Annotated in this window: 16 protein-coding genes; 8 read left to right on the top strand and 8 right to left on the bottom strand. The window is 56.3% G+C overall.

All coding sequences use genetic code 11. From position 1 onward, the window contains the following. Window positions 1-78 precede the first annotated feature (78 nt). The gene (locus tag AC6IZD_RS07575; protein WP_497787083.1) at window positions 79-576 is read right to left on the bottom strand and encodes a hypothetical protein; all 498 of its coding nucleotides are present in this window, start codon (window positions 574-576) and stop codon (window positions 79-81) included. Window positions 577-678: 102 nt separating this feature from the next. On the opposite strand from AC6IZD_RS07575, the gene AC6IZD_RS07570 reads away from it, so the two are divergent. Beyond that, a complete protein-coding gene (locus AC6IZD_RS07570) occupies window positions 679-1,746 on the top strand; it encodes an NADH:flavin oxidoreductase/NADH oxidase (RefSeq protein ID WP_497787082.1) in 1,068 nt (355 codons plus the stop codon). A gap of 75 nt (window positions 1,747-1,821) precedes the next feature. Here the strand turns inward: AC6IZD_RS07570 and AC6IZD_RS07565 are convergent, their stop codons facing one another. Genes AC6IZD_RS07565 through AC6IZD_RS07555 form a run of 3 tightly spaced genes read right to left on the bottom strand, consistent with a single transcriptional unit; the run spans window position 1,822 to window position 5,081 of the window. Next, on the bottom strand, window positions 1,822-2,232 hold the full coding sequence (locus AC6IZD_RS07565) for a prepilin-type N-terminal cleavage/methylation domain-containing protein (RefSeq protein ID WP_497787081.1): 411 nt from the start codon (window positions 2,230-2,232) through the stop codon (window positions 1,822-1,824). A 15-nt stretch (window positions 2,233-2,247) separates the two neighbouring features. Continuing rightward, complete coding sequence (locus AC6IZD_RS07560; RefSeq protein ID WP_497787080.1) at window positions 2,248-2,703, bottom strand: type II secretion system protein; 456 nt, start codon at window positions 2,701-2,703, stop codon at window positions 2,248-2,250. An 8-nt stretch (window positions 2,704-2,711) separates the two neighbouring features. Then, a complete protein-coding gene (locus AC6IZD_RS07555; protein ID WP_497787079.1) occupies window positions 2,712-5,081 on the bottom strand; it encodes a secretin GspD/PilQ domain-containing protein in 2,370 nt (789 codons plus the stop codon). A 218-nt stretch (window positions 5,082-5,299) separates the two neighbouring features. On the opposite strand from AC6IZD_RS07555, the gene smpB reads away from it, so the two are divergent. From smpB to AC6IZD_RS07540, 3 genes are all read left to right on the top strand, one after another. Then, window positions 5,300-5,827 carry an SsrA-binding protein SmpB gene (gene smpB, locus AC6IZD_RS07550; protein WP_497787078.1) on the top strand — a complete coding sequence of 176 codons (528 nt, stop codon included), beginning with the start codon at window positions 5,300-5,302 and terminating at the stop codon, window positions 5,825-5,827. Window positions 5,828-5,925: 98 nt separating this feature from the next. Continuing rightward, window positions 5,926-7,422: a leucyl aminopeptidase gene (locus AC6IZD_RS07545; RefSeq protein ID WP_497787077.1), complete on the top strand. Its 1,497-nt coding sequence runs from the start codon at window positions 5,926-5,928 to the stop codon at window positions 7,420-7,422. A 72-nt stretch (window positions 7,423-7,494) separates the two neighbouring features. After that, window positions 7,495-7,821, top strand: coding sequence for a hypothetical protein (locus AC6IZD_RS07540; RefSeq protein ID WP_497787076.1), 327 nt, complete (start codon window positions 7,495-7,497; stop codon window positions 7,819-7,821). A gap of 45 nt (window positions 7,822-7,866) precedes the next feature. Here AC6IZD_RS07540 and AC6IZD_RS07535 read toward each other — a convergent pair whose 3' ends face one another. Next, window positions 7,867-9,969: an arginine--tRNA ligase gene (locus AC6IZD_RS07535; RefSeq protein ID WP_497787075.1), complete on the bottom strand. Its 2,103-nt coding sequence runs from the start codon at window positions 9,967-9,969 to the stop codon at window positions 7,867-7,869. Between the two features lie 124 nt (window positions 9,970-10,093). Beyond that, window positions 10,094-11,620, bottom strand: a complete 1,527-nt coding sequence (locus tag AC6IZD_RS07530; protein ID WP_497787074.1) for an ATP-binding response regulator — start codon at window positions 11,618-11,620, stop codon at window positions 10,094-10,096. 347 nt (window positions 11,621-11,967) lie between these two features. On the opposite strand from AC6IZD_RS07530, the gene larC reads away from it, so the two are divergent. The 4 genes from larC (at window position 11,968) to AC6IZD_RS07510 (ending at window position 18,585) form a co-directional block, all read left to right on the top strand. Continuing rightward, a complete protein-coding gene (larC, locus tag AC6IZD_RS07525; protein WP_497787073.1) occupies window positions 11,968-13,392 on the top strand; it encodes a nickel pincer cofactor biosynthesis protein LarC in 1,425 nt (474 codons plus the stop codon). Window positions 13,393-13,405: 13 nt separating this feature from the next. Further along, the gene (gene metG, locus AC6IZD_RS07520) at window positions 13,406-15,445 is read left to right on the top strand and encodes a methionine--tRNA ligase (RefSeq protein ID WP_497787072.1); all 2,040 of its coding nucleotides are present in this window, start codon (window positions 13,406-13,408) and stop codon (window positions 15,443-15,445) included. Between the two features lie 235 nt (window positions 15,446-15,680). Further along, complete coding sequence (locus AC6IZD_RS07515) at window positions 15,681-17,672, top strand: ArnT family glycosyltransferase (RefSeq protein WP_497787071.1); 1,992 nt, start codon at window positions 15,681-15,683, stop codon at window positions 17,670-17,672. A gap of 115 nt (window positions 17,673-17,787) precedes the next feature. Then, window positions 17,788-18,585, top strand: coding sequence for a TatD family hydrolase (locus tag AC6IZD_RS07510; RefSeq protein ID WP_497787070.1), 798 nt, complete (start codon window positions 17,788-17,790; stop codon window positions 18,583-18,585). Here the strand turns inward: AC6IZD_RS07510 and AC6IZD_RS07505 are convergent, their stop codons facing one another. Continuing rightward, complete coding sequence (locus AC6IZD_RS07505; protein ID WP_497787069.1) at window positions 18,586-19,752, bottom strand: hypothetical protein; 1,167 nt, start codon at window positions 19,750-19,752, stop codon at window positions 18,586-18,588. A 372-nt stretch (window positions 19,753-20,124) separates the two neighbouring features. Continuing rightward, the gene (locus tag AC6IZD_RS07500) at window positions 20,125-21,693 is read right to left on the bottom strand and encodes a UbiD family decarboxylase (protein ID WP_497787068.1); all 1,569 of its coding nucleotides are present in this window, start codon (window positions 21,691-21,693) and stop codon (window positions 20,125-20,127) included. Between the last annotated feature and the right edge of the window lie 18 nt (window positions 21,694-21,711).

The raw sequence follows: 21,711 nt of genomic DNA, 5'->3' as shown, positions 1-21,711 counted from the left end.
CATTGTAGCAATGTTGCGGAGTTGCTGTCGCTGCGGAAAAGATGCCCCTGTTCCAATCCACGTGGATGTGGAACAGTTTTAGATGGTGCGCCAGGAAACGGTGGCGTCCTTTGGGGTAGCTACGTGGTCAGGCGACTTGTCATCTGGGTCATCGTTCTTATCTGGTTCCTCATCCCCGACCTCTGATGCATGCTGCGCGATCACCTCAACACGCGATGCGGTCCATTCACCGCTTCTCGCGTCAACCAGCGCTGTCACTCGCACTTCGGTACCGGGAACCAGCGACTTGCGCGCAGGCTGCAGCCGATCTCCTGAAGGAACCGCGGCATCGTACACAATAGCCGCTCGCGTCAGAACTACGCGCCGCACGTTTCCATCACGCCCCATCAGGTATACCGTCCCACTCGAACGCTCGCCCCGCGGGGGACTCACAATCTGCCCGCGGAAGGTGCCCTGCGCTCCGGCCCAGAGGCCTGAGGTAGCGAGCATGACCCAGATCAACGACGCAAACACCAGACCTAACCCTCTTCGCTTCATTCCCCATACGATGCTGGCGTAGGAAATCCGGTGCGCCATTTCACTGCAATTTTCAACGGCAGCTCCCGGCCTCCCGGGGAACCAGCACACAATCATCGATTACGCCATGAAGCTTCTCACGTCTTGTATCATCAAACGGTTATGAACCTGTTCGACTCGATTCAAATTCGTGATGTCGTGTTTCGTAACCGCATCGCCGTTTCGCCAATGTGCGAGTACTCAAGCGAAGATGGCTTCGCTAATGATTGGCACCTTGTTCATCTCGGAAGCCGTGCTGTTGGAGGCGCAGGAACCGTCATTACCGAAGCAAACGCGGTACTCCCTGAAGGACGAATCAGTCCTGCCGACCTTGGTATCTGGAAAGACGAACACATTGAAGGCTTGGCTCGGATCGTCAATTTCCTGCACAAGCACGGCGCAGTTGCTGGAACACAACTTGCCCATGCCGGATTCAAAGCGTCCACAGATGTGCCCTGGCGAAATCACGGTGGGCCAGTTCCAGTCTCCGAAGGGGGTTGGCGTCCGACCTATTCCTCCACCGACAAGGCGTTCAGCCCTAATTCCATTCAACCGGAAGCCCTTACCGTTGAAGGCATCGCGCGCATCACCCGAGCCTTTGCTGACGCTGCAGTTCGCAGTCTGCAGGCCGGCTTCAATCTCATTGAAATTCACGGAGCTCATGGCTATCTGATCCACGAGTTCCTATCTCCCCTCGTGAATACCCGAACCGATCAGTACGGCGGAACCTTCGAGAACCGCACTCGCATCGTGCGTGAGATCATCGAAGCCACTCGCAAAGTCTGGCCTGAGCGCCTTCCCTTGTGGCTGCGAATCTCCTGCTCTGATTGGACCGAAGGAGGATGGACTATCGAGGACTCCATCGCACTGGCGCGGCAAGTTAAGCCGCTCGGAGTCGACCTTATCGACTGCTCCTCTGGCGGCATAGTACCAAAAGCGAGAATTCCGCTCGGCGCCGGATACCAAACTCCGTTTGCCGAACGTATCCGTCGCGAAGGCGAAATCCTGACTGGAGCCGTAGGCATGATTACGTCGCCTGAACAGGCTCAGCACATCATAGGCACTGGCCAAGCCGATTTCGTCCTGCTAGCTCGTGAGCTCCTCCGCAGTCCATATTGGCCACTGCACGCGGCCCACGTCCTCAAGCAAGAGGTGCATTGGCCCGATCAGTATGTGCGTGCCCGTTTCTAGGCCTCTTTTGGTAGCACAAAAGAAAACACGCTGGTCTTTCCAGCGTGTTTTCACTTTCTGGACCACATGGCGTCTCTACCACGTGTTGTAAGGAGTTCCCTCCGTCGAAACCCCGGGGCTCCCGCTATGCACGTCCACAATGCCCGGCTCTGTCTGGTCGATAGCCAGCAACGAGTCTTCCTGCACCGGAACCCACGTCTCGGTCGAATTCGTCATTGGGTCCTTCGGCACTGCCTTGATGTAGCCAGCCTGCACAAGGTCCTGCAACGACTGCGGTGCCTTCTGCTTGTCCAAGGTGTACTGGTCGATACTGCTACGAAGGGTAAACAGGTCATTGCGCAGTACCGCCTCTCGTGCGCGCCACACCGAGTGCTGGTAGCTTGCAGCCGCAATCGACGCAAGGATGCTGATGATCGCGATCACAATGATCATCTCGATCATTGTGAATCCCGCCATCTTTCCCCGTCCCGATCGCTTCAGTTTCATTTGCATTAGTTTGCCTTACCAGTCCGAATACTTCGTTCCATCAAGCGCGGTGTCTTTGGATTTTGTGTACACGTCAAACACCGACTGCCCTCCCCACGACTCAGACGTAGGATCATCCTGCATCGAGCGCAGGCCCCATTCGGTGCTGTGGGTCATCGGATCTACCGGGATATGGCGCAGGAAGCGGACAGTCTTGCCGCTAACGTCCACGCCCTTCACCAGGGTCTCCAAATCCGGCGGATACCCTTCGCTTCCCAGCTTTGTTTGAAAGGCACCGCGGTCGGCAGCGTCTTTGTAACGATCAATGGCATCTCGCATCTGCCACAGCGCTGCGCGAAGTTCCTTTTCCCGCTCGCGCTTAACGACAGTGCGCGAAATTGGCAGCACCATGGTCGCAAGAATCGACATGACCGCGATTGCCACGATCAACTCGACCAACGTCATCCCGTGCTGCCCTTTTCGTATCAACATCCAATCTCCTACCGCACGTTGACGATTGCCTGTGAGCCGCTTGCCTCAATCGCGCCCATGTTCGGATCGCGTAGCGTTGATTTGCTCACAGTCAGCGTTCCCTGTCCCGCCGCCTTTGCCACAAACGTTAAAGTGAACATCGGTCCAGACGGAGTGATACCATTCGACCCCGGTGGCCTCATTAGCGACACTTGCAGTGTTCCCTTCTCTGCGTCGTCGCGATGCACCAGCGCCACCGCTGCACCATCTTTTGAGAGCGCCCCCGCATTCGAGACGTTTAAAAACTGCATGACCTTTGGGTCATAGCTGACCTGCACAGGCACGGTCAATACATTCTGCCCGCCGTTCAGCGTCACATTCACCGCGAAGGTTCCGCCAGTGGACTGGTTAACCATCGGCGGATCGATACTCAACACCGGCCCTACATTCGTCGCCTTTGCTGGAGCGATACTTCCAGCCGGAATCACAGAACCCGCGCCAGAGACGCTTGCACCCGCGGGAGCATTCCCCGCCAACTGCGGGTTTTCGCCTGCCTGTCGGGGCGGAAGTGCCGACGTCGGCACACCACTCGGAACCGCCGCTGGCGCAGCCGGTGTCACGGTTGCCGGCGCGTTTGCGAGTCGCCGCACCTGAACCACGTTCTGCGTGCCAATATCGACAGGTCTGATGTTCAGGTCCTCAACATCGAGACGGCGCACTACGTGAGGCATCAAGGCGAATACGGTCTCGTTGTCAGTCTTCGTTTTTTGCCCTTGCCCGAATAGATACTTCAAGATCGGCACCTGCGAAATCCACGGCAACCCGCTCATGTTCTGCACGTCATCGTGCTCCAGGATGCCGCCAATCAGATTGACTTCCCCATCCCGCATGCGCATTTCGTGATCGATCTTGCGCTGACCAATAACAGGTTCCGTCAAACCACCAATCGTCTGATAGCTATCAATCGCAGAAACTTCGATCGAGAGCTTCATGCTCACTTCGCCGCTGCTGTGGATGTGTGGCGTCATTTCAATGTTCACGCCCACGTCCTGATACTGGAACTGCGTCTGCGTCAGCGCCGTCGCTGTCAAAGTAGAACTCGATGTGCCAACGGCGATCGGCACGCGTTGACCAATTTTCAGCGTGGCCTTCTGACCATCAACGGACCGCATCTGCGGCCGCTGAATCACCTTCGTGTTGCTGTCGTTCATGAGGAACGCGACACTCGAAGATGGAATCGACACGGCGAAGTCACGTGCCGTCAGACTTGAGAGATCGTTCAACGTAAGGCCAGAACTTGTTGTGGTACTCGAACCCGAAGTTGTCGAGCCGCTCGTTGTAGTTCCGCTCGTGACGGAGGGGCTCTGGAACGTAATCGTCGGATTCGTCGTTCCACCCTGGAATGGATACTGGATACCAAGCTGCTTCAGCTTCGTTTTGCTCACCTGCATCACGACGATATCAACCAACACCTCGGACTTTGCCTTGTCCAGGTTATTGATCAGCAACTCGGCCAGTGCCACCTGGTCCGGAGTTCCGCGCATTACGATGATGTTCTGCGATGGGAACTGCTGCACGCGTTCCACGCGCAAAATCGTACGAATCAGGTTTGCGACGTCCTGCAATTCCGCCACGGTCGAAAAATTGTTGAGGTAGAACGTCCGCAGCACCTGCTGTTCGATATCCTGCCGTTTCTGCTGCGTGTCCTGCGCCACATAAATCGTGTTTGGGGTTACCACCCGCCAGAAAGTACGAGATTCCAGAGCCACGACTTGCAGTGCCTGATCAAGCGATACCGCGGTCAGGTCGATGCGAATTCGACGCGAGACATAGTCGGGATCGAACAGCACATTGATCCCTGCCAACTTGCCGATCGTCTCATACACCGTCTTCGAATCTTCGGCGAGTTTTAACGTCAGCGGCGTCTGCGAAATCGGGGCCAGTTGTACCGGCCCCGCCACGTTTGATGCCATCTCGCTCAAGCCATCTTGAGCGCGGGACGTGGGCGGAGCAGTCGACGGTTGCTGTGCCTTGTCGATCAGTCGCTGCGTACGCTTGATTTCCTGTTGCGCGATCCCGCTTGAGGGATCGATTGATGCGGCGAGCTGAAATTCCTGCATCGCTTGCTGTAGCTTGCCCGCGTCACGAAGTACCTGCCCCTTGTGGACATGCGACGATGCCGCGAGAAATTTCGTTCGCTCGTACGACGACCGCAACTGCACGTCTTCCGGATGCAGATCGTAAGCCTGCTTGAAGTACTGGTAGGCTTCTTCGTACTGCTGTCTGGCTTCGGCCTGCTGTCCTTTGGAGTAGAGCGATTTCGCTTTGTCGGCAATTGCAGGAAGCGTAGAAATGATGGCTACCAGCAGGACCAGGCAACCGCATTGGAACCGTTTCATCGCAATCCTTTAAGAACGGGATTTCCCTCCGCGGGCTGCGCCCTGAAGGTGGCCCGCGGCTGCGGGCAAAACTCTTTCTTCACCGGGCCGATTATAGCATCGGAGCTCAAGTCGTTAGCCCTGCTCTCTTCGCGTGCTGTGTTAGGATACTGAATTCGCAACATCGCGCAAGTGCGCTCCGAATTGAATCATTTTCTTTCACTTAGCAGGAATCCAGCATGGCCCGCAATCAAACGCAACTGACACAGCCGAACAAGCCAAAGAACGTTAAGCGCGACCCCGTCGCCAGCGGCGAACGCGACGCCTGCATGAATCGCACCGCTGGGCATGACTATTTCCTTCTCGAACGTTACGAGGCCGGAGTCGCCCTGCGCGGAACCGAGGTAAAATCCATTCGGGCCGGACAAGCCAATCTGAAAGACTCCTACGGCATCGTCAAGGATGGCGAACTCTACCTTCTTAACGCGCACATCGGCCCATACGCTCCCGGCGCCCAGTTCAATCACGACTCTCTACGCACTCGCAAGTTGCTTGTGCATCACGCGGAGTTACTGAAACTGCACGCCAGCATTCAGCAAAAGGGGCTCACCCTCATTCCAACCCGCATGTACTTCAAAAACGGGCGAGTGAAAGTGGAAATCGCGGTAGCGAAGGGTAAGCAGCTCTGGGACAAGCGCGAGACCGAACGCCGTCGCACGGCTGATAAGGAAGCTCGCGACGCAATCGCGCGCGGCCGCAGATCTTGACCAGCACAGGCCCCGCTGACTACGTGTCATGCCATGTTTCGAAATACGAAGATCCGAAGCGAAGCTGCACTATAGAAAGATCAGTTAGAGAGGTTTGAATGAACATAGCACTATCGTCCAGCAGTCCCTCCGCAATCCAGACCGAACTCCTTGTCCTCGCTGTAGCAGACAAGGGAGACAAGACTCCTGCCCCCGAACTCCTGACCACCGACTCCAAGCTGCAGAACCTCGCTGCAGCGCTCATTTCGGCAAGCGATCTTACCGGCAAGTTTATGGAAACCGTGTGGCTGCTCGCCCCGGTAGGAATTTCCGCTAAGCGCGTGCTCTTCGTGGGAGCCGGAAAGCGGGACAAGTTCTGTACCACCGAACTCCGCAAGCTGGCGGGAACGGCTGCTCGTGCGGCCAAGGCCAAGAACATCAAATCCTTTGCCCTTGTACTTCCCGAGATAATCGAGATCCCCGCCGCTGCCCAGTCCGCAGCCGAAGGCATCATCACCGGCAACTTTGATGTGGACACTTATCGCAGCGACCGCAAGGATCAGCAGCTCACGGATGTGACTCTCGCCTTCCCGGCCAGCGCGAATGAAAAAGCCACTGCTCAGGCCGTGACCGAGGGCACGATTCTCGCCGAATCGCAGAATCTCACCCGCAGCCTTGCCCTTGAGCCCAGCAACCTAATGACCCCGTCCATCCTCGCTGACCGTGCCAAGGCGATGTGCGCTGAATCCGGCCTCGCATGTGAAGTCTATGGCCCCAACAAGCTCCGCGAATTGAAAATGGGAGCCTTCCTTAGCGTATCCCAAGGTGCGGGAGAGGAGCCGCGCCTCATCGTCATGCGCTACGAGCCAGCCAGCGCTCCGGCCTCACCCGTGCTTGGACTGGTTGGCAAAGGGATCACGTTCGATACAGGCGGCATCAGCATCAAGCCGTCTGACGGCATGGAGAAGATGAAGTACGACATGTGCGGCGCGGCCACCATGATTGGAGCCATGCGCGCTATCGCTCTTCTCAAGCCGAACGTACGAGTCATCGCAGTCCTCTGCGCCACTGAGAACATGCCTGACGGAAAAGCCCAGAAGCCCGGCGACGTCCAGTTTGCGATGAATGGCAAGTCAATCGAAGTCATCAATACCGATGCCGAAGGCCGCCTCGTTCTGGCCGATGGTCTCTGCTACGCTCGCCAACTCGGAGCCACGCATCTGATCGACGCTGCTACGCTTACCGGAGCTGTTGTGATCGCGCTCGGGTATCACAATGTCGGACTCTTCACGAACAATGAAGACTTCGCCGATGATTTCCTTGATTCGACAATCCGCGCGGGAGAGAAAGCGTGGCGCTTGCCCGTAGATCAGGATTACTTCGATCACATTCGGTCTGAGATCGCAGACATCAAGAACACCGGCGGACGCTACGGCGGCGCTATTACGGCGGCCATGTTCCTCAAGGAGTTCGTGGAAGACAAGCCGTGGATCCATCTGGATATCGCGGGTACAGCGTGGCTTGAGGAGAACAAAGCTTGGATGCCCAAAGGTCCGAGCGGGGTAGCAGTCCGCTCGCTTGTGGACTTCGCCCAACACCTCGCGCCCAAGAAGTAGCACTCTGATTGAAGGGGCAGGACAAATCCGTCTTGCCCCTTTCATTTGAAAGAGTGACAATCAGGCAAACACATGGAAACCGCACCGCCGAGTGAAAGTCGCGAATTTGTTGCCTGCCACGAACTGCGTATTGGTGACCTCACCACGCAAGTTCGCGTTTGCATATATCGCCGTCAATCAGACGGTGCTCTCATTCCCGAGCAGAGTCACTTCATTAAGACCGCGATTCAGTACCTGCCCTACTCGGCAAACAAGCCGTACTTCTGCGACCAACAGGCTTTGATTAACGAATTACACTCCACGATGATGGGCTTCTACGATCAAGCGATTCGCAGGGGATACAAGCTATCGGAGAATTGGCTTGTACCGAATACCTCTTATCGAGAGCCTCGCAAGTAAAGCACGGGCAGCCAGCATCCCCCACCCGTGCTCTGAATTCTCCTCCTACATCACAGCTGGAGCCGGGATTCCCATCACTGCCATGCTCGCAATCAATTCCCTGCGGACTACCGCTGCGGTTGCCAGCAGCAGCGACTTCCTCTCCGGATTCTCTTCCGTGAGAATGTGGTGCTTGTGGTAGAAGTTGTTGAATTGTTGCGCCAATTGGAATGCATGCTTGGTCAGCGCCGCAGGCTCTGTTGAGGCGATACACTGCTCAATCACCTTCGACGTCTGCCCAGCCGCGAGCCAAAGCGACCACAGATCGTCGTTACCGTCGAAAGCATCTGCCGCGATCTTTGTATTCAGCGCGTCTTCGGGCGCAATCCTTCCCTTGCGGAAGATGTTCGTTGCCCTCACGACTGCGTACTGCACATACGGACCGGTTTCGCCCTCAAACGACAGTGCCTCGCGGAAATCGAATGCGATCACCGATTGCTTGGTGAATTTCAACATGAAATACCGCAGCGCTCCAATTGCAATCTGCCGTGCAATTTCGCCACGCTCTGCGTCTTCCAACTCCGGATGCCGTGCATCAACCTCGGACTTGGCCGCCGCAATCAGCTTATCAAGCAGATCGTCGGCCTTTACCCCAAAGCCCTTGCGTCCGGAAACTTCAATGTAGCTGCGCTGTTGATCTTCCTCGCTTACGGCATATCCCATTTCCATCGCGCACCGCGGCGTTAGTGCGACCATCTCATAGCTGAAGTGCGTATACCGCGCAGCCTCTGCTTCGTGTCCCATCAGCAGAATCGCCTGTTTCACCGTTTCCTGCGGATCGCTCTGCCTCGCGTCGATGACGTTGTAGATCGCACCCACGCCCCCAAAGTGCGGAGCTCCAGGCTCTGTCTGCTTCGGATCGCAGGAGATCCATACCGGGCGCCCATCGCTGTATTCGTAGAACTTGCGGTACCCGAAATCCACCCCGAGCAAACCGAACTTCCACATGTGATACGCGATGTCCTTGCCCACGTACCCCACCGTGCCATTCGAACGCACAATCACCTTCGCGTCTTCATCTGGGCCTTCTGAAACAATCTCGTCCTTCGAGGTGCGAGCGCGAGTCATCACCCAGCAGCCTTTGTTCTTTCCTCGTTCCTCGAAATAGATGACTTTCTTTTCCTTCAACAACTCAAAAGCACGCGCCCAGAAATGCAGATGAAGGATGTCGCTCTCCTGCGGCAAAAAGTCGTATTCGATGCCCAACCGCTGCATCGTCTCCAAATGCCGCCGCAGCACGGCCATAGATATCATTTGCGCGATCTCGGCCGTCTCGTTCCCTCCGACTTCTAGTGAGTGCAGAGTGTCGCGCCTGATCTGCAACCGTGCCTGGTCTTCCTCGTACCAGGCCGAAACCTTTGCATACAGATCCCAGCAGTAATAATCGAAGCGGTCGTTCCCAGCAATCAGCTCCGCGGTTTCCTGCTTGGATAATTTCGCCACATGCTGAAAACCGACAACCACATCCGCCACCTGCACGCCCGTGTTGTCGATATAGTTCTGCACGTCCACGGCATACTTCGCCGCGCGCAATAGACGAACCAGCGTGTCACCCAATATCGAGTTTCGTAAATGTCCTATATGGGCGGCTTTGTTCGGATTGATCGAGGTGTGCTCGACCAGAACTTTGCCTCGCGCAGCTTCCGCCGCCACTATAGCCGTAGCAGCTCCGGGCTCAGGAGCGGCCAGAGTCGCTGCCGAGGTATCCGCGGTCACCGGATCGCTCGCGGCACCATCGCCCGCAACACTCGACACAGGTTCCTGCGCCGCCTTTGGGCTAGAACCCTCCTGCGAGGGCTCATCCTCTCCCTCAAGCATCAGTGCCGCGGCAACGCTCCGTTCCAGGCGCGCGTTGATGTACCCACCGCCGGCAACCTCGAATTTCGCGAAACCCTCCGGCACGGGCATCTCTGCCACAATCTCTTCCGCGATCTTTCTCGGAGCCTTGCGCAATGTCCTTGCCAGCTCAAAACACACGGGGAGCGCAAACTCGCCGAATTCAATCTTCGGGGGCTGCTCGACCACGATGTTGGCCAGCACAATTTTGTATTTTTGGTTCAGGAATTCGCGAACGTGCGCGATCAAGCGGTTCTGTAATGAGAGATACACAGCATTCCTTGCATGCCAACGGCAGCCCGCAGGGTCACCGTGGAGAGTAGTAATACTCTGATTGTAAGGGATGCTAACTTTCCGTGCTGCTCATTGCATAGCTCTCTGTCACGGGAGGTACGGGCTAGGCGGCCTTCTTGTTATGCACTGCCACCTGCATCGGCAAAAACACAGAAAAACACGTACCCGAGCGTCCCGGTGTAACCGAGCTGTGGATTCTCATTCGGCCACCGTGTTTCTGCACGATCGCCCGAGACACCCAGAGCCCAATTCCAGTACCGTGCTCGCCCTTTGTCGTATAGAAGGCTTGGAACAACTGCGACCGATGCTCTATAGGAATCCCCGGACCGTTGTCGCACACAATCACCCGAACGCCCTCTTCCCCAGTGTCCCAGCGGCGAGCGCAACGCACGCTCACTGATAGCTTGTCGCCCTTCATGGCCAGGGCATCCATTGCGTTCACGATGAGATTCGAAAAGACCTGGCGCAGTTCGCCCGGCGAACCCATCACATTTCCGTCATACGAATACTTCTTCGTCAGCTTTATGCCAAGCGTCTTCGTTCTGCCTTGATACAGCGTCAGCACGTTGTCCAGCAGCTTGGTAACCTGCACCGATTCCCTGCTATCGGCTGCGCCACGCTGCATGCCCAAGGTCAGCTTCGCAATTTCAGAAACTCTCTTTAGTTCCTCGTACGCGATATCGACGTATTTCCGGGCCTCGGGGCTCAGTTCGACCACATTTCGCAGCAGATACAAAATGTTTCCAATTGCTTCCAGCGGATTATTGATTTCATGCGCGACAGTTGCAGCCATCCGGCCTGCAAGTGCCAGCTTCTCCGCCTTCTGCAACGCTTCTTGGGCGCGCTTGTGTTCCGTGATATCTCTCGCAATCGTCGACGCGCCCACCAATCGCCCCTGGGTATCGCGAATCGGCGAGATCGTCAGTGCCACGTCCAAATGCCTGCCGTCCTTGGTTACGCGAACGGTCTCGAAGTGGTAGATCCGCTCCCCACGCTTCAGTCTGCTCAGAATGTGGTTGATCTCATTCGGACGATCTGGGGGCAGCAGCAGAGTGACTGATTTTCCAATCACTTCCTGCCGTTTGTAGCCGTACATCAGCTCCGCCGCATGATTCCAACTCGTGATGATTCCGTTCAGCGTCTTGCTCAGGATTGCATCGGAAGAGTCTTCCACGATGGCGGCCAGCAATGCTGCAGGTGGTAGCTCTTTGGCGGTCTGCTCCGCAGCGGCGGCTGACTCACCTCCACCATTCGGCATCTGTCCCAGCAACTGATCTAGCGTGTTAATCAAGGTCTCAGGCCCCTCGCCTTTACCAATAAAATGATCCGCGTACGTCAGTGCCTCCTCGAAGTTCGTGGTTCCAGATAGTGAAACCACTGGGACATGCGGCTTTAGCCGTTTCATTGCCGACACCATGCCAGCAGCCGTCGTGCGTCCCAATAGGTGATCTGTCACCACAACATCGACGTCATGCATCCGAAACAGATCCATCGCCTGCTCGCCATTCGTGGCAATCAGTGCTCTGAACCCGGCACTTTGGAGCACCAGCTCCCTTAGTCGTAGTCCCGAAAGCTCGTCATCAATCAGCAGTACCGTGCGCCTTGCGCGCTCTGTCGCTATCCCGCTCACCCGAGTTCCATCTCCTGAGGGTTCTCCTTCACGAACCTACACACTCTCCGACCAGTCCTGTGTACCTTCGTTCAGGGCTCTCCTCGTACCGCACCTGAGCAGGCAAAACGCAACACCACGTCGCTTCCAACGAAGTGCAGTACGGATAATGTGATGCGTTCAGGCCACTTTAGGGCAGCACTAAATTGCCATCGATCCCTTACTCCCGCTCATTTTTGCGATTTGCGAAACTCTCAACCACTCCGGTCATCCCATAACATCTCCAAAGCTCGGGCGCTCATCGGTTTGACCCAATCTCTCCCGCCTCCTATATTTGAAGTTCGGGCCAAATTGCCCTTTGGACTAGTATGCGCATTGCCTACCTCGACTGTTTCTCTGGAATAAGTGGCGATATGTTTCTCGGCGCGGCCGTGGATGCCGGTGTTCCACTGGAGAAAATACAGGCGGTCGCCCGCAACCTCGGCCTCGACACAGATGTGCACTCACATCGCGTCGAACGTGGCGGGATCGCTGCCACCAAGATTGACGTGCTCGTTCAGGGGCATCCCGATGAACCTCTCGACCTTGATGACCACCATCATAAGCATGCGCACGAGCACCACCATGGGCATGATCACGAACATGTGCATCAGGATCACCCCCATGAGCACGATGATGAACACTTTCATGAACACCCGCACGAGCACGACTCTAAGCCGCACATCCACCGTGGCTTAAAGGAGATCCGCGCCATCATCGCCCAAGCTGCCATCAGCCCTACAGCTAAGGACTTTGCAGTGCGGGCCTTTGAGTTGCTGGCCGAAGCTGAGGGGAAGATTCACAACAAGCATCCCGAGCTGATCCACTTCCATGAAGTTGGCTCCGAAGATGCCATCATCGACATCGTCTGCTCTGCCATTGCCATCGAGTCACTAGCCATCGATCGCTGGTACTGCTCTGCTCTCAACGTTGGCGGCGGGACCGTCAACTGTGCTCACGGCGTTTTACCTGTTCCTGCACCCGCGACAGCGGAGCTGCTGCATGGTGCGCCCATATTTTCCTCGGGCATTCAGAAAGAGCTGCTCACCCCTACTGGCGCCGCTCTCCTGCGTGCTCTCGATGTCCGCTATGAACCGCTTCCGCCCATGGCCGTCACCGCCACCGGCTACGGAGCTGGCGGGCGCGATATTCCAGGTAATGCCAATGTTGTACGTCTCCTGATAGGAGAAGCGACCACCGTTCCTGTCTCGCGCATGACTCCTACGACACAGCAATCCACCTCTGAGGCGAACACTGTCATCGTGCTCGAAGCCAATATCGATGACATGAACCCTCAGCTTTTCTCCTATGTCCAGCAGAAGCTGCTCAAGGCTGGTGCGCTCGATGCATTTGGCGTCGCGGTACAAATGAAGAAAGGCCGTCCAGGCATCCTCATAACTGCGCTCGCCTCGCCCGCCGATTCCAATGCTCTCACCCGCATCCTGCTGACCGAAACCACTACTCTAGGCGTGCGAATGCGTACCGAGCAGCGTTCCACCCTCGAGCGCGAGCACGTCACCGTGCAGTCTCCTTGGGGGCCAATTCGAGTCAAGCTTGGGCGCCTCGATGGTGAAATCGTGAACTGCGCGCCCGAGTTCGAAGATTGTCGCACCATCGCGGAAAGCGCCGGAGTGCCGCTCAAGACCGTTTTACAGGAAGCGATGCGTTCGTATTTCGCTTCCACAGCCAATTCGGCGCAGGCTCCTGATAGCAGTGCGTCATGCGGCGATATTCCTAAAAGTATTTTGTCCTGATCGAGAGATTTGTATGAGCGAACCACGCAAGAAGTTCTATATAACTACGCCGATCTATTACGTAAATGCGCGGCCCCACATTGGCCACACCTATACAACCGTGGTCTGCGATGCTGTTGCCCGCCGTCAGCGCATGCTCGGCAACGATACCCTTTTCCTCACCGGAACCGACGAGCACGGCCAGAAGATTGAGCGTTCCGCGGCAGCCGCTGGCAAGACTCCGCAGCAGTTCACCGATGAAGTCAGCGCCGAGTTTCGCGGTCTGTGGGACCGGATGCACATCAGCTACGACAAGTTCATCCGGACGACCAGCCCCGAGCACAAGCGCGGCGTTCAGGCCATGTTCAAGCTCCTGAAGGATCGCGGCTACATCTATAAGGGCTCATACACCGGCCAGTATTGCGTATCAGACGAACTGTACGCCGACGACAACACCCCCGGCACGCCCTGCCCAGTCTGCGGACGCCCAACCGAGACGGTGCAGGAAGAGAATTACTTCTTCAAGCTCTCGGCCATGCAGGAACCGTTGCTCAAGCTGTACGAAGAGAATCCGGACCTGATCTACCCCGAGACTCGTCGAAACGAGGTCATCGCCTTCGTTAAGAGTGGTCTTCGTGATCTTTCCATTTCGCGGACCACGTTCACGTGGGGAATTCCGGTTCCAGACGATCCTTCGCACGTCATCTATGTGTGGCTCGATGCCCTTTGCAACTACGCGACGGCGGTAGGTTTCGGTTCCCCCGAAGCCGCTGACCAGCAGAAGTATCAGCATTACTGGCCCGCCGACGTACACATGATCGGCAAGGAGATTGTCCGATTCCACTGCGTTTACTGGCCTGCGTTCCTAATTGCAGCCGAACTGCCACTGCCTAAGCAGATCGTTGCTCACGGCTGGCTCCTGTTTGAAGAGAGCAAGATGTCCAAGTCGCGCGGCAACATCGTTCGCAGCGAGACCATTCTCGATGTGCTCGGTGCCGACGCCCTGCGTTACTTCCTGTTCCGCGAAATCGCGTTCGGGCAGGACGGATCCTTCTCGTTCGACGCGCTTGTTCAGCGCTTCAACAGTGATCTCGCCAACGGCCTCGGCAACCTCGCCAGCCGCACTCTGTCCATGATTGGTCGCTACTTCGGAGGAGAAATTCCCTACCCCAGCGCCACCATCGGACACACGCCTGCCGAAGCTGCCATCAGCAAGCTCGCCGAAGAGACAATTACCGAGTACAACCGCCTCTTCGATGCCTTCCAGTTCTCGCGCGCGCTCGAAACTCTCTGGACGCTGCTGAGCGCCGTTGACAAGTACATTGTAGAATCGCAGCCTTGGGCCATAGCCGAAAAGGACGACCGCGACTCCCGGTCACGGCTGGCGACGGTTCTCTACACCTCGGCTGAAGCCCTCCGCATTATCACGGCTCTGGCTCATCCCATCATTCCCGAGTCCACAGCCAAGATTTTCACCCAGCTCGGACTCCCCGATATCGCCAAAACTGACCTTGGCACAATCAAGTGGGGCCAGTTGAACGTAGGCACACGCCTCGGCAAGATCGAACCTGTTTTCCCACGCGCCGACAAGAGCGCGATCGAAAGGATGCAACAAATGGAAGAAGAACGTAAGAGCGCCGCAGCCAATACAGCTGCACCTGCAACGCCGGCCCCCGCGCCTGCTCCTCAGGTTGCTCCTGCCGCTGCGACGCCCGCTGCCGTACCTGCTTCTGCACAGGCAAATGGGTACATCAGCATTGACGATTTCCTGAAGGTAGAGCTTCGCGTAGGAACAGTCCTGACCGCCGAGAAGGTCGAAAAGGCTGATAAGTTACTGCGCCTGACCGTGGATATTGGTACGGAAGTCCGTCAGATTGTCGCCGGAATTGCAAAGGTCTATGCTCCGGAGGACCTGCCGGGGCGCAAGGTCGTCATCGTTGCCAATCTAGCTCCCCGCAAGCTCCGTGGAATCGAATCACAAGGCATGATCGTAGCGGCCTCTTATGGTGAGGAGGGGCTCCCGGCTCTGGTCAGCGTTCCCGCCGAGACCCCGAACGGCGCACGCCTGAAGTAGGGACATCCCTAGGAACTTCTGACTCTCCGGTCTGCGTCAGCGACGTGGACCGGAGACTTCCCTCTCCCCCAGCAATTCGCCGTTAAGAAGACCTCTTTTCCCGTAAGAGCCACACACACCTTTTCTAAACCTGCTGAGGTTTGGCCGATCTTTCCCTGAACATAGGAGGAAATCGATCACGTATGTAGTATCGTCGCAGTTGATTTGCAGACCTCATTCATCTTCACAGAGAGAAATGTTTACTAGACACCTGACTCGCCGAAACATACTCATCCTCTCCGGCGCTGCACTCCTTATCGCACTGTTCGCCATTCAACTCCTCACTTCCACGTTCCAACAGTCCATCACATGGGACGAAGACGATCACATCTTCGCCGGATACATGTCATGGAAGCATGCTGATTACGGATTGAACCCGGAGCATCCGCCTCTGCTTAAGCTGGTGGCTACCGTGCCGCTCCTCCATATGCAGTTGCACGTGCCCCACCTTCAGAATCGTAATTTCAAGCAGGAAGCGTTCCTCAGCGGCAAAGACTTCCTCTTCAAGAACGACGCCGACTCAATCTTGCGTCGTACACGGACGGCAGCCTCCATCTTCGCCATCGTGCTACTGATCACCGCATTCATTGCCGCCAACGAAATGTTTGGCTTGACGGCTGCCTTCCTGTCTCTGGTGCTCCTCGCCTTTGATCCCAACTTCCTCGCGTTCGGAGCCATGGTTGCGACCGACACAGCGCTTTCGTGCACGCTCTTCGCGACCATATACGCCCTGTATCGTTATGTGAAGCAGCCCACCATTGGCAGACTTCTGATAACAGGGCTTGCCGCGGGCTTCGCCCTGGCCACCAAGCACAGTGCGATCCTCCTGCTTCCCATTGTTATACTTCTTGCGTTTACCGAACTATTCCGCGCAAAACAGGATCACCAAGTCCGCAATACCGCCTCGGCAATCGCCCTCATGAGCGTGATCGCCGTATTTGTGCTCTGGGCAACCTATGGCTTCCGGTATTCGGCGCGGCCCACGGGGCTTCCACTCAACCCGACTTTTGCGAGCTACGTCCCCATACTGTCTCGCGCTCGCGAAGTTGCTCTCTTGTCCTTCGTGGCTCGCTGGCATCTGTTGCCTGAGTCGTATCTCTATGGATTGGTCGATGTCCGATTCATGTCCGACTTCTACCAAACCTATCTGTTAGGGAAAGCCTATCCGCACGGACTGTGGTACTACTTCCCTGTCGTCATTCTCATCAAGACAACCGTTGGCCTTCTCGGACTTTTCGTCCTGACGTGCGTGGCGTTGGCTATTCGTAAGCTTCGCGTGTCGCGAGAAGTCATTTTCCTCTCCATTCCGCCTCTCGTGTATCTGCTCGTTGCCATGAGTTCCGGAATGAACATTGGAATGCGCCATATCCTCCCGATGTATCCTTTCCTCATTGTGCTGGCGGCTGCGGCCTCCGGCGTTCTGATCCGCCAGCATAAGGCATGGGCCTTCGTGGTAGGGGCCCTCGTATTCCTGCACATTGCCTCTTCCGTGCGCGTCTATCCCGACTACATTCCGTACGCGAATGAATTCTGGGGAGGTCCGTCGCAGACTCACAAGCTCCTCAGCGATTCGAACGCCGATTGGGGACAGCAGCTCAAGTTCACGAACCGCTATCTCAATGATCGAGGAATCAAGGACTGCTGGTTTGTTTACTTCGCGGCAGGAGTAGTCGATCCGAGCTACTATGGCATCCCCTGCAAGCCTCTCCCCACAGCTAACACCTTCTGGCTTAATCAACAAATAGACGTACCGCCCGCCATCGATGGCCCGGTGCTGGTCAGTGCAGGCAATCTTTCCGGATTCGAGTTTGGCCCCGGCCCCACGCTGAACCCTTACGATGAATTCCTACGTAGGCAGCCAAAAGATGTTATCCACAAAGCCGTGTTCGTGTATGAAGGACACTTCGAGCTTCCACTCGGCGCGGCACTCGTACACACGCAGAAAGCTGGAAATCTCATGGGCGAGAAGCGGTATGATGAAGCTCTCGTCGAGGCTCAGGAAGCAGTTCGTCTGGCACCCAATGCCGTGAGCCCACACGCGACTCTCGGAGACGTCCTCACCATCCTGAAGCGGGATACCGAGGCCCGAGCCGAGTATCAGACAGCCCTTAGTCTCGCAAAAACCATTCAGCCCGAATTTCAGGTCGGATGGGTTTCAACCCTGGAACAAAAGCTGCAAAAGATTTAAGCCAAACTGTAGCGAGCACCCCACTCAAGCCTGCCTCTGACTTGAGTGGGGTAGATTTTCCCTAGAGACACCCAGCGCTTTCGCCTCCCAGTCCCCTTCCCGTATCATTCCATTTATGTATCTCGATTCGCACGCCCACTTGGATGGTTCTCAGTTTGCCTCTGACCACGAAGAAGTTATTCAACGCGCATTTGATTCTGGAATCCGCGCACTTCTCGCTATCGGCAACGGCGAGGGTCCTGATGACGTGGCCTGCGCGATTCCCTTCGCTGAGAAACATCCTTGGATTTACGCATCGCTGGGCGTGCACCCTCACGAAGCTCGCCTGCTCACGCCCGAGCACTTGGTGAATATAGAGCGCCTCGCGGCTCACCCGCGCGTGATCGCCATTGGCGAAATCGGACTCGACTACTGGTACGACTATTCGCCTCGCGACATTCAGCAGACAGTTTTCCGCCAACAACTTGAGCTCGCAGCCTCTCTCAAGCTTCCCATCCTCATCCACTGCCGACCAAGTGCCAACAGTGACAACGCATGGGACGACCTGCTCGCCGTTCTTCGTGAGCAATGGGCTTCTACAGGGCTTGGTGGGGTCATGCACTGCTTCACCGGAAGCCTCGCACAGGCCCAGGCCTCACTCGACCTCGGCTTCATGTTGTCCTTTGCCGGAAACCTAAGCTACCCCAAGGCGCAGAACATTCGCGACGCTGCCGCAATGGTGCCTCTCGGCCGCTTCTTCCTCGAAACTGACTGCCCATACCTCGCACCGGTTCCTTATCGCGGAAAGCGCAACGAGCCCGCCTACGTGGTCGAAACCACCCGCCATTTTGCGGAGCTACGTGGCCTCGCACCCAACGAGGCTGGCGAACTCGCTCTACAGAACTTCCTGCGTTTCTTTAAGCTCAAACAGTAATTAGTGGTATTCGCTTCCGTAACGATCGTGATGATGTCGCTTATCTTCTGGGACCGGCACCGCAATTCCGCCATCCATTCGTGGAATCCCAAAGTGCCCGCTCAAATGCAGCAATTCCAGAGGCGAGATTGAGCCTGCAACCGAAACGAAGTTCAGCTGCCGTTCGCCCGCAAAAAGCACAGCGATATTGGTGATCGCTCCGCGGTCGAGTCTCAGCCAAAGGTCCGTCCCCATCCCTCCATACTCGCGGCGGTGCTTGCTCACCAAGTGTTGCCATCCCGCCTCGCGGTATTGATTCGTGATGAACGCCATCAATCTCGCATCGCACGTCACTCTTCCTGGGAAGCGGAAATTGTGCACGGAGACACCGCTCACTCCGGCAATCACATGCCTCAAGTCGTCATTGTCCCGATCCATTTTCGAAACCATAACCAGCATTGAGTGATCGAGTGTGAACTCGGTCTTCTGCGATGCATACTGCCCTAGAGCTTCGATTCCTTGCGGTACCCATTCACGTGTCTGAACTGGAGGAGGTTGATACCCTCCTTGCCGCGGTGCCGGATACGGCTCTTGAGGTGGTGGGTATTGCGGGTACTGCGATTCTGATTGGGGATATTGCTGCTGAGGATACGGCGACTGCTGCGGATAGGGCTCCTGGCCCTGCTGTGGATACTGCTGAGTTGAGGGGTATTGCCCAGCCGAAAGATATTGTTGCTCTGTTGGGTATTGCTGCCCAGTCGGATACTGATCTGACGGATATTGTGCCGTCGCCGATGATTGCGACTGCGCTGATGGATAACCCTGATCTTGAGAGGATGGATAGTTCGGATTCTGCGATGCAGGAGGATAGTTCTCCTGCTGAGACGCATACGTTCCGTCCTGCTGCGGCGGATAATTGTGAGCGTCAGGCTGGCTTTGTACCTGTGAAGGCGGATACAACGGCTCTTGGGGCGGATAACTCGGCGGAACCTGTGTCTGCGACTGAGGATAGCCCGGATACTGCGATCTCTGCGGGTCTCCCGATTGCTGCTGTGGGTATCCGCGTTGCTGCTCTGTCGTGTAGCTCTGATCCTGTGATGGAGAGGATGAGGACTGCTGTTGAGCGGCCACGTTCACAACCAGAGCCCCACCAACGATCGAGAGCCAAAGAACTTGGGAGAGCCTCATCTCGTGTACCTCTTAGGAACGGACGTGGCCACCAGCCACAACCGTGGATGTTCTCTAAAACCCACCCGCACTCGATTTGTTCCGCGAATTACTCCAAGAACTTTCAGCGCCAATCGCACCAATCCAAAAAGAAAAACTGCGGTGCGCTCACACAAATGTCGGAGGCAGTTCATGGGGGAGCATAACCAGTCCATACCGGATCTTGGCAATTCATCTAAATCTCACCGCTCGGGTGGCGCCTTCAGAGGGCTCTTTATAGCGGCACTGATTTCTCTCCCCTTCTGGGGATTACTCATCTACTTCGTCCTACGTTTCCGATAGATCGAAAACAAATGCGCCCACTCAGGGGCGCATCTCCGGAATCGTTGGCCTCTACTCCAGCCCAAACTCCTTCCAGCGTTTTGCGATACGTTGCTTCACATCATCCGACATCTCGACTTCATCCGGCCACGGACGATGAAAACCCTCGGTGGACCATTTGCGCGTCGCGTCGATGCCCATCTTGCTGCCAAAGTTTGGCAAGCGCGAGGCATGATCCAGCGTGTCAACCGGCCCAAGTGTGAACTGAATATCGCGCTCGGGGTCGATATTGTTCAACGCCCGCAACGTTACTTCGCGCAAATCCTTGACATCGCAATCCTCATCCACAACAACAATGCACTTGGTGAACATCGCCTGACCGAGCGACCAAATGGCGTTCATCACCTTTCGAGCCTGTCCCGGATACGATTTTCGGATCGAGACAATCATCAGATTGTGGGCCACGCCCTCTGGCGGCAGATGAAAATCCACCAACTCGGGAATCATCATTTTCGCCGCAGGCAGGAAGATTCTCTCCACGGCGAGTGCCATCCACGCGTCCTCTTGCGGAGGCTTGCCTACGATCGTAGCGGCGTAGATCGGATTCTTCCGGTGTGTGATGCACTGCACATGAAACACCGGGTATAGGTCCTCGAGCGAATAAAATCCGGTGTGATCGCCAAATGGCCCTTCGGTCTTCAATTCGCCGATATCGATGTATCCTTCCAGCACAATTTCTGCATTTGCTGGAACCTCCAGATCCACCGTCTCACACTTCACCACCTCGACCGGCTTTCCCCGCAGGAAACCCGCGATCATGTACTCCTCGACCTCCGGTGGTGCTGGCACGATAGCCGAGAACGTCAGCCCCGGATCAGTCCCTATCGCCACGGCAACCTCCATGCGCCCATTGACGGGCTTGCCTTGCACGGCAATACTCCCGCCACCGCTGCGCGCCATGATGTCTACCGAGGAAGTCCGCCCGAGCGTTGGACCATCCGCCACAGCGGCACGCATCAACTCACGCTGATGCTCGGCCGCGTTCTTGTGCCTCTGCCAGTGCATGCCAGTTGTCGTGCCATCGTACACATGCATGCGGTACATACCGATGTTGCGCTTCCCCGTACGCGGATCTCGCGTCATCACACACGGCAGCGTTATGAAACGTCCGCCGTCCTGTGGCCAGCACTGAAGAATCGGGAAATCCAGAAGCGAGAAGTTCTCCTTCTTGATCACCTCTTTACAGGGGCCGCTCGATACGCGCTTTGGAAACACGCTGCCCAGTTCAGCCAGCATTGGCAGCATCTTGATCTTTTCCAGCAAACCTTGCGGGGTCTTCACGTCCATCATCTGGTGAATGCGCTGGCCAATCTCATCCAGAGAGTTAGACCCAAGCGCCAAATTCATGCGCCGCTCTGATCCAAACTGGTTGATGAGTATCTTGTGGCCCGGATGACCTTTGACGTTCTCAAACAGCAACGCCGGACCACCTGGTCCGTGCCCGTTCCGCGCGCCCCACTTCGACACCCGATCCGTTATCTCGGTTACTTCAAGAGTCGGATCAACTTCGGCTTTAATGCGCTTCAGTTCGCCGGCTTTCTCAAGCGCTGATATCCATTCACGCAGGTCGTTATAGGCCACAGGCACTCCAATACTGGA

It is taken from the genome of Koromonas humicola, from assembly GCF_059726255.1.
Note: the sequence above shows the minus strand (reverse complement) of the source record. Positions and strands in the feature narration are given on the sequence as shown.

Excerpts from the sequence above, each read along its gene's own strand:
- AC6IZD_RS07575 (WP_497787083.1), bottom strand. The coding sequence starts at position 576 with ATGGCGCACCGGATTTCCTACGCCAGCATCGTATGGGGAATGAAGCGA.
- AC6IZD_RS07570 (WP_497787082.1), top strand. The coding sequence starts at position 679 with ATGAACCTGTTCGACTCGATTCAAATTCGTGATGTCGTGTTTCGTAAC.
- AC6IZD_RS07565 (WP_497787081.1), bottom strand. The coding sequence starts at position 2,232 with ATGAAACTGAAGCGATCGGGACGGGGAAAGATGGCGGGATTCACAATG.
- AC6IZD_RS07560 (WP_497787080.1), bottom strand. The coding sequence starts at position 2,703 with ATGTTGATACGAAAAGGGCAGCACGGGATGACGTTGGTCGAGTTGATC.
- AC6IZD_RS07555 (WP_497787079.1), bottom strand. The coding sequence starts at position 5,081 with ATGAAACGGTTCCAATGCGGTTGCCTGGTCCTGCTGGTAGCCATCATT.
- smpB (WP_497787078.1), top strand. The coding sequence starts at position 5,300 with ATGGCCCGCAATCAAACGCAACTGACACAGCCGAACAAGCCAAAGAAC.
- AC6IZD_RS07545 (WP_497787077.1), top strand. The coding sequence starts at position 5,926 with ATGAACATAGCACTATCGTCCAGCAGTCCCTCCGCAATCCAGACCGAA.
- AC6IZD_RS07540 (WP_497787076.1), top strand. The coding sequence starts at position 7,495 with ATGGAAACCGCACCGCCGAGTGAAAGTCGCGAATTTGTTGCCTGCCAC.
- larC (WP_497787073.1), top strand. The coding sequence starts at position 11,968 with ATGCGCATTGCCTACCTCGACTGTTTCTCTGGAATAAGTGGCGATATG.
- metG (WP_497787072.1), top strand. The coding sequence starts at position 13,406 with ATGAGCGAACCACGCAAGAAGTTCTATATAACTACGCCGATCTATTAC.
- AC6IZD_RS07515 (WP_497787071.1), top strand. The coding sequence starts at position 15,681 with ATGTTTACTAGACACCTGACTCGCCGAAACATACTCATCCTCTCCGGC.
- AC6IZD_RS07510 (WP_497787070.1), top strand. The coding sequence starts at position 17,788 with ATGTATCTCGATTCGCACGCCCACTTGGATGGTTCTCAGTTTGCCTCT.
- AC6IZD_RS07505 (WP_497787069.1), bottom strand. The coding sequence starts at position 19,752 with ATGAGGCTCTCCCAAGTTCTTTGGCTCTCGATCGTTGGTGGGGCTCTG.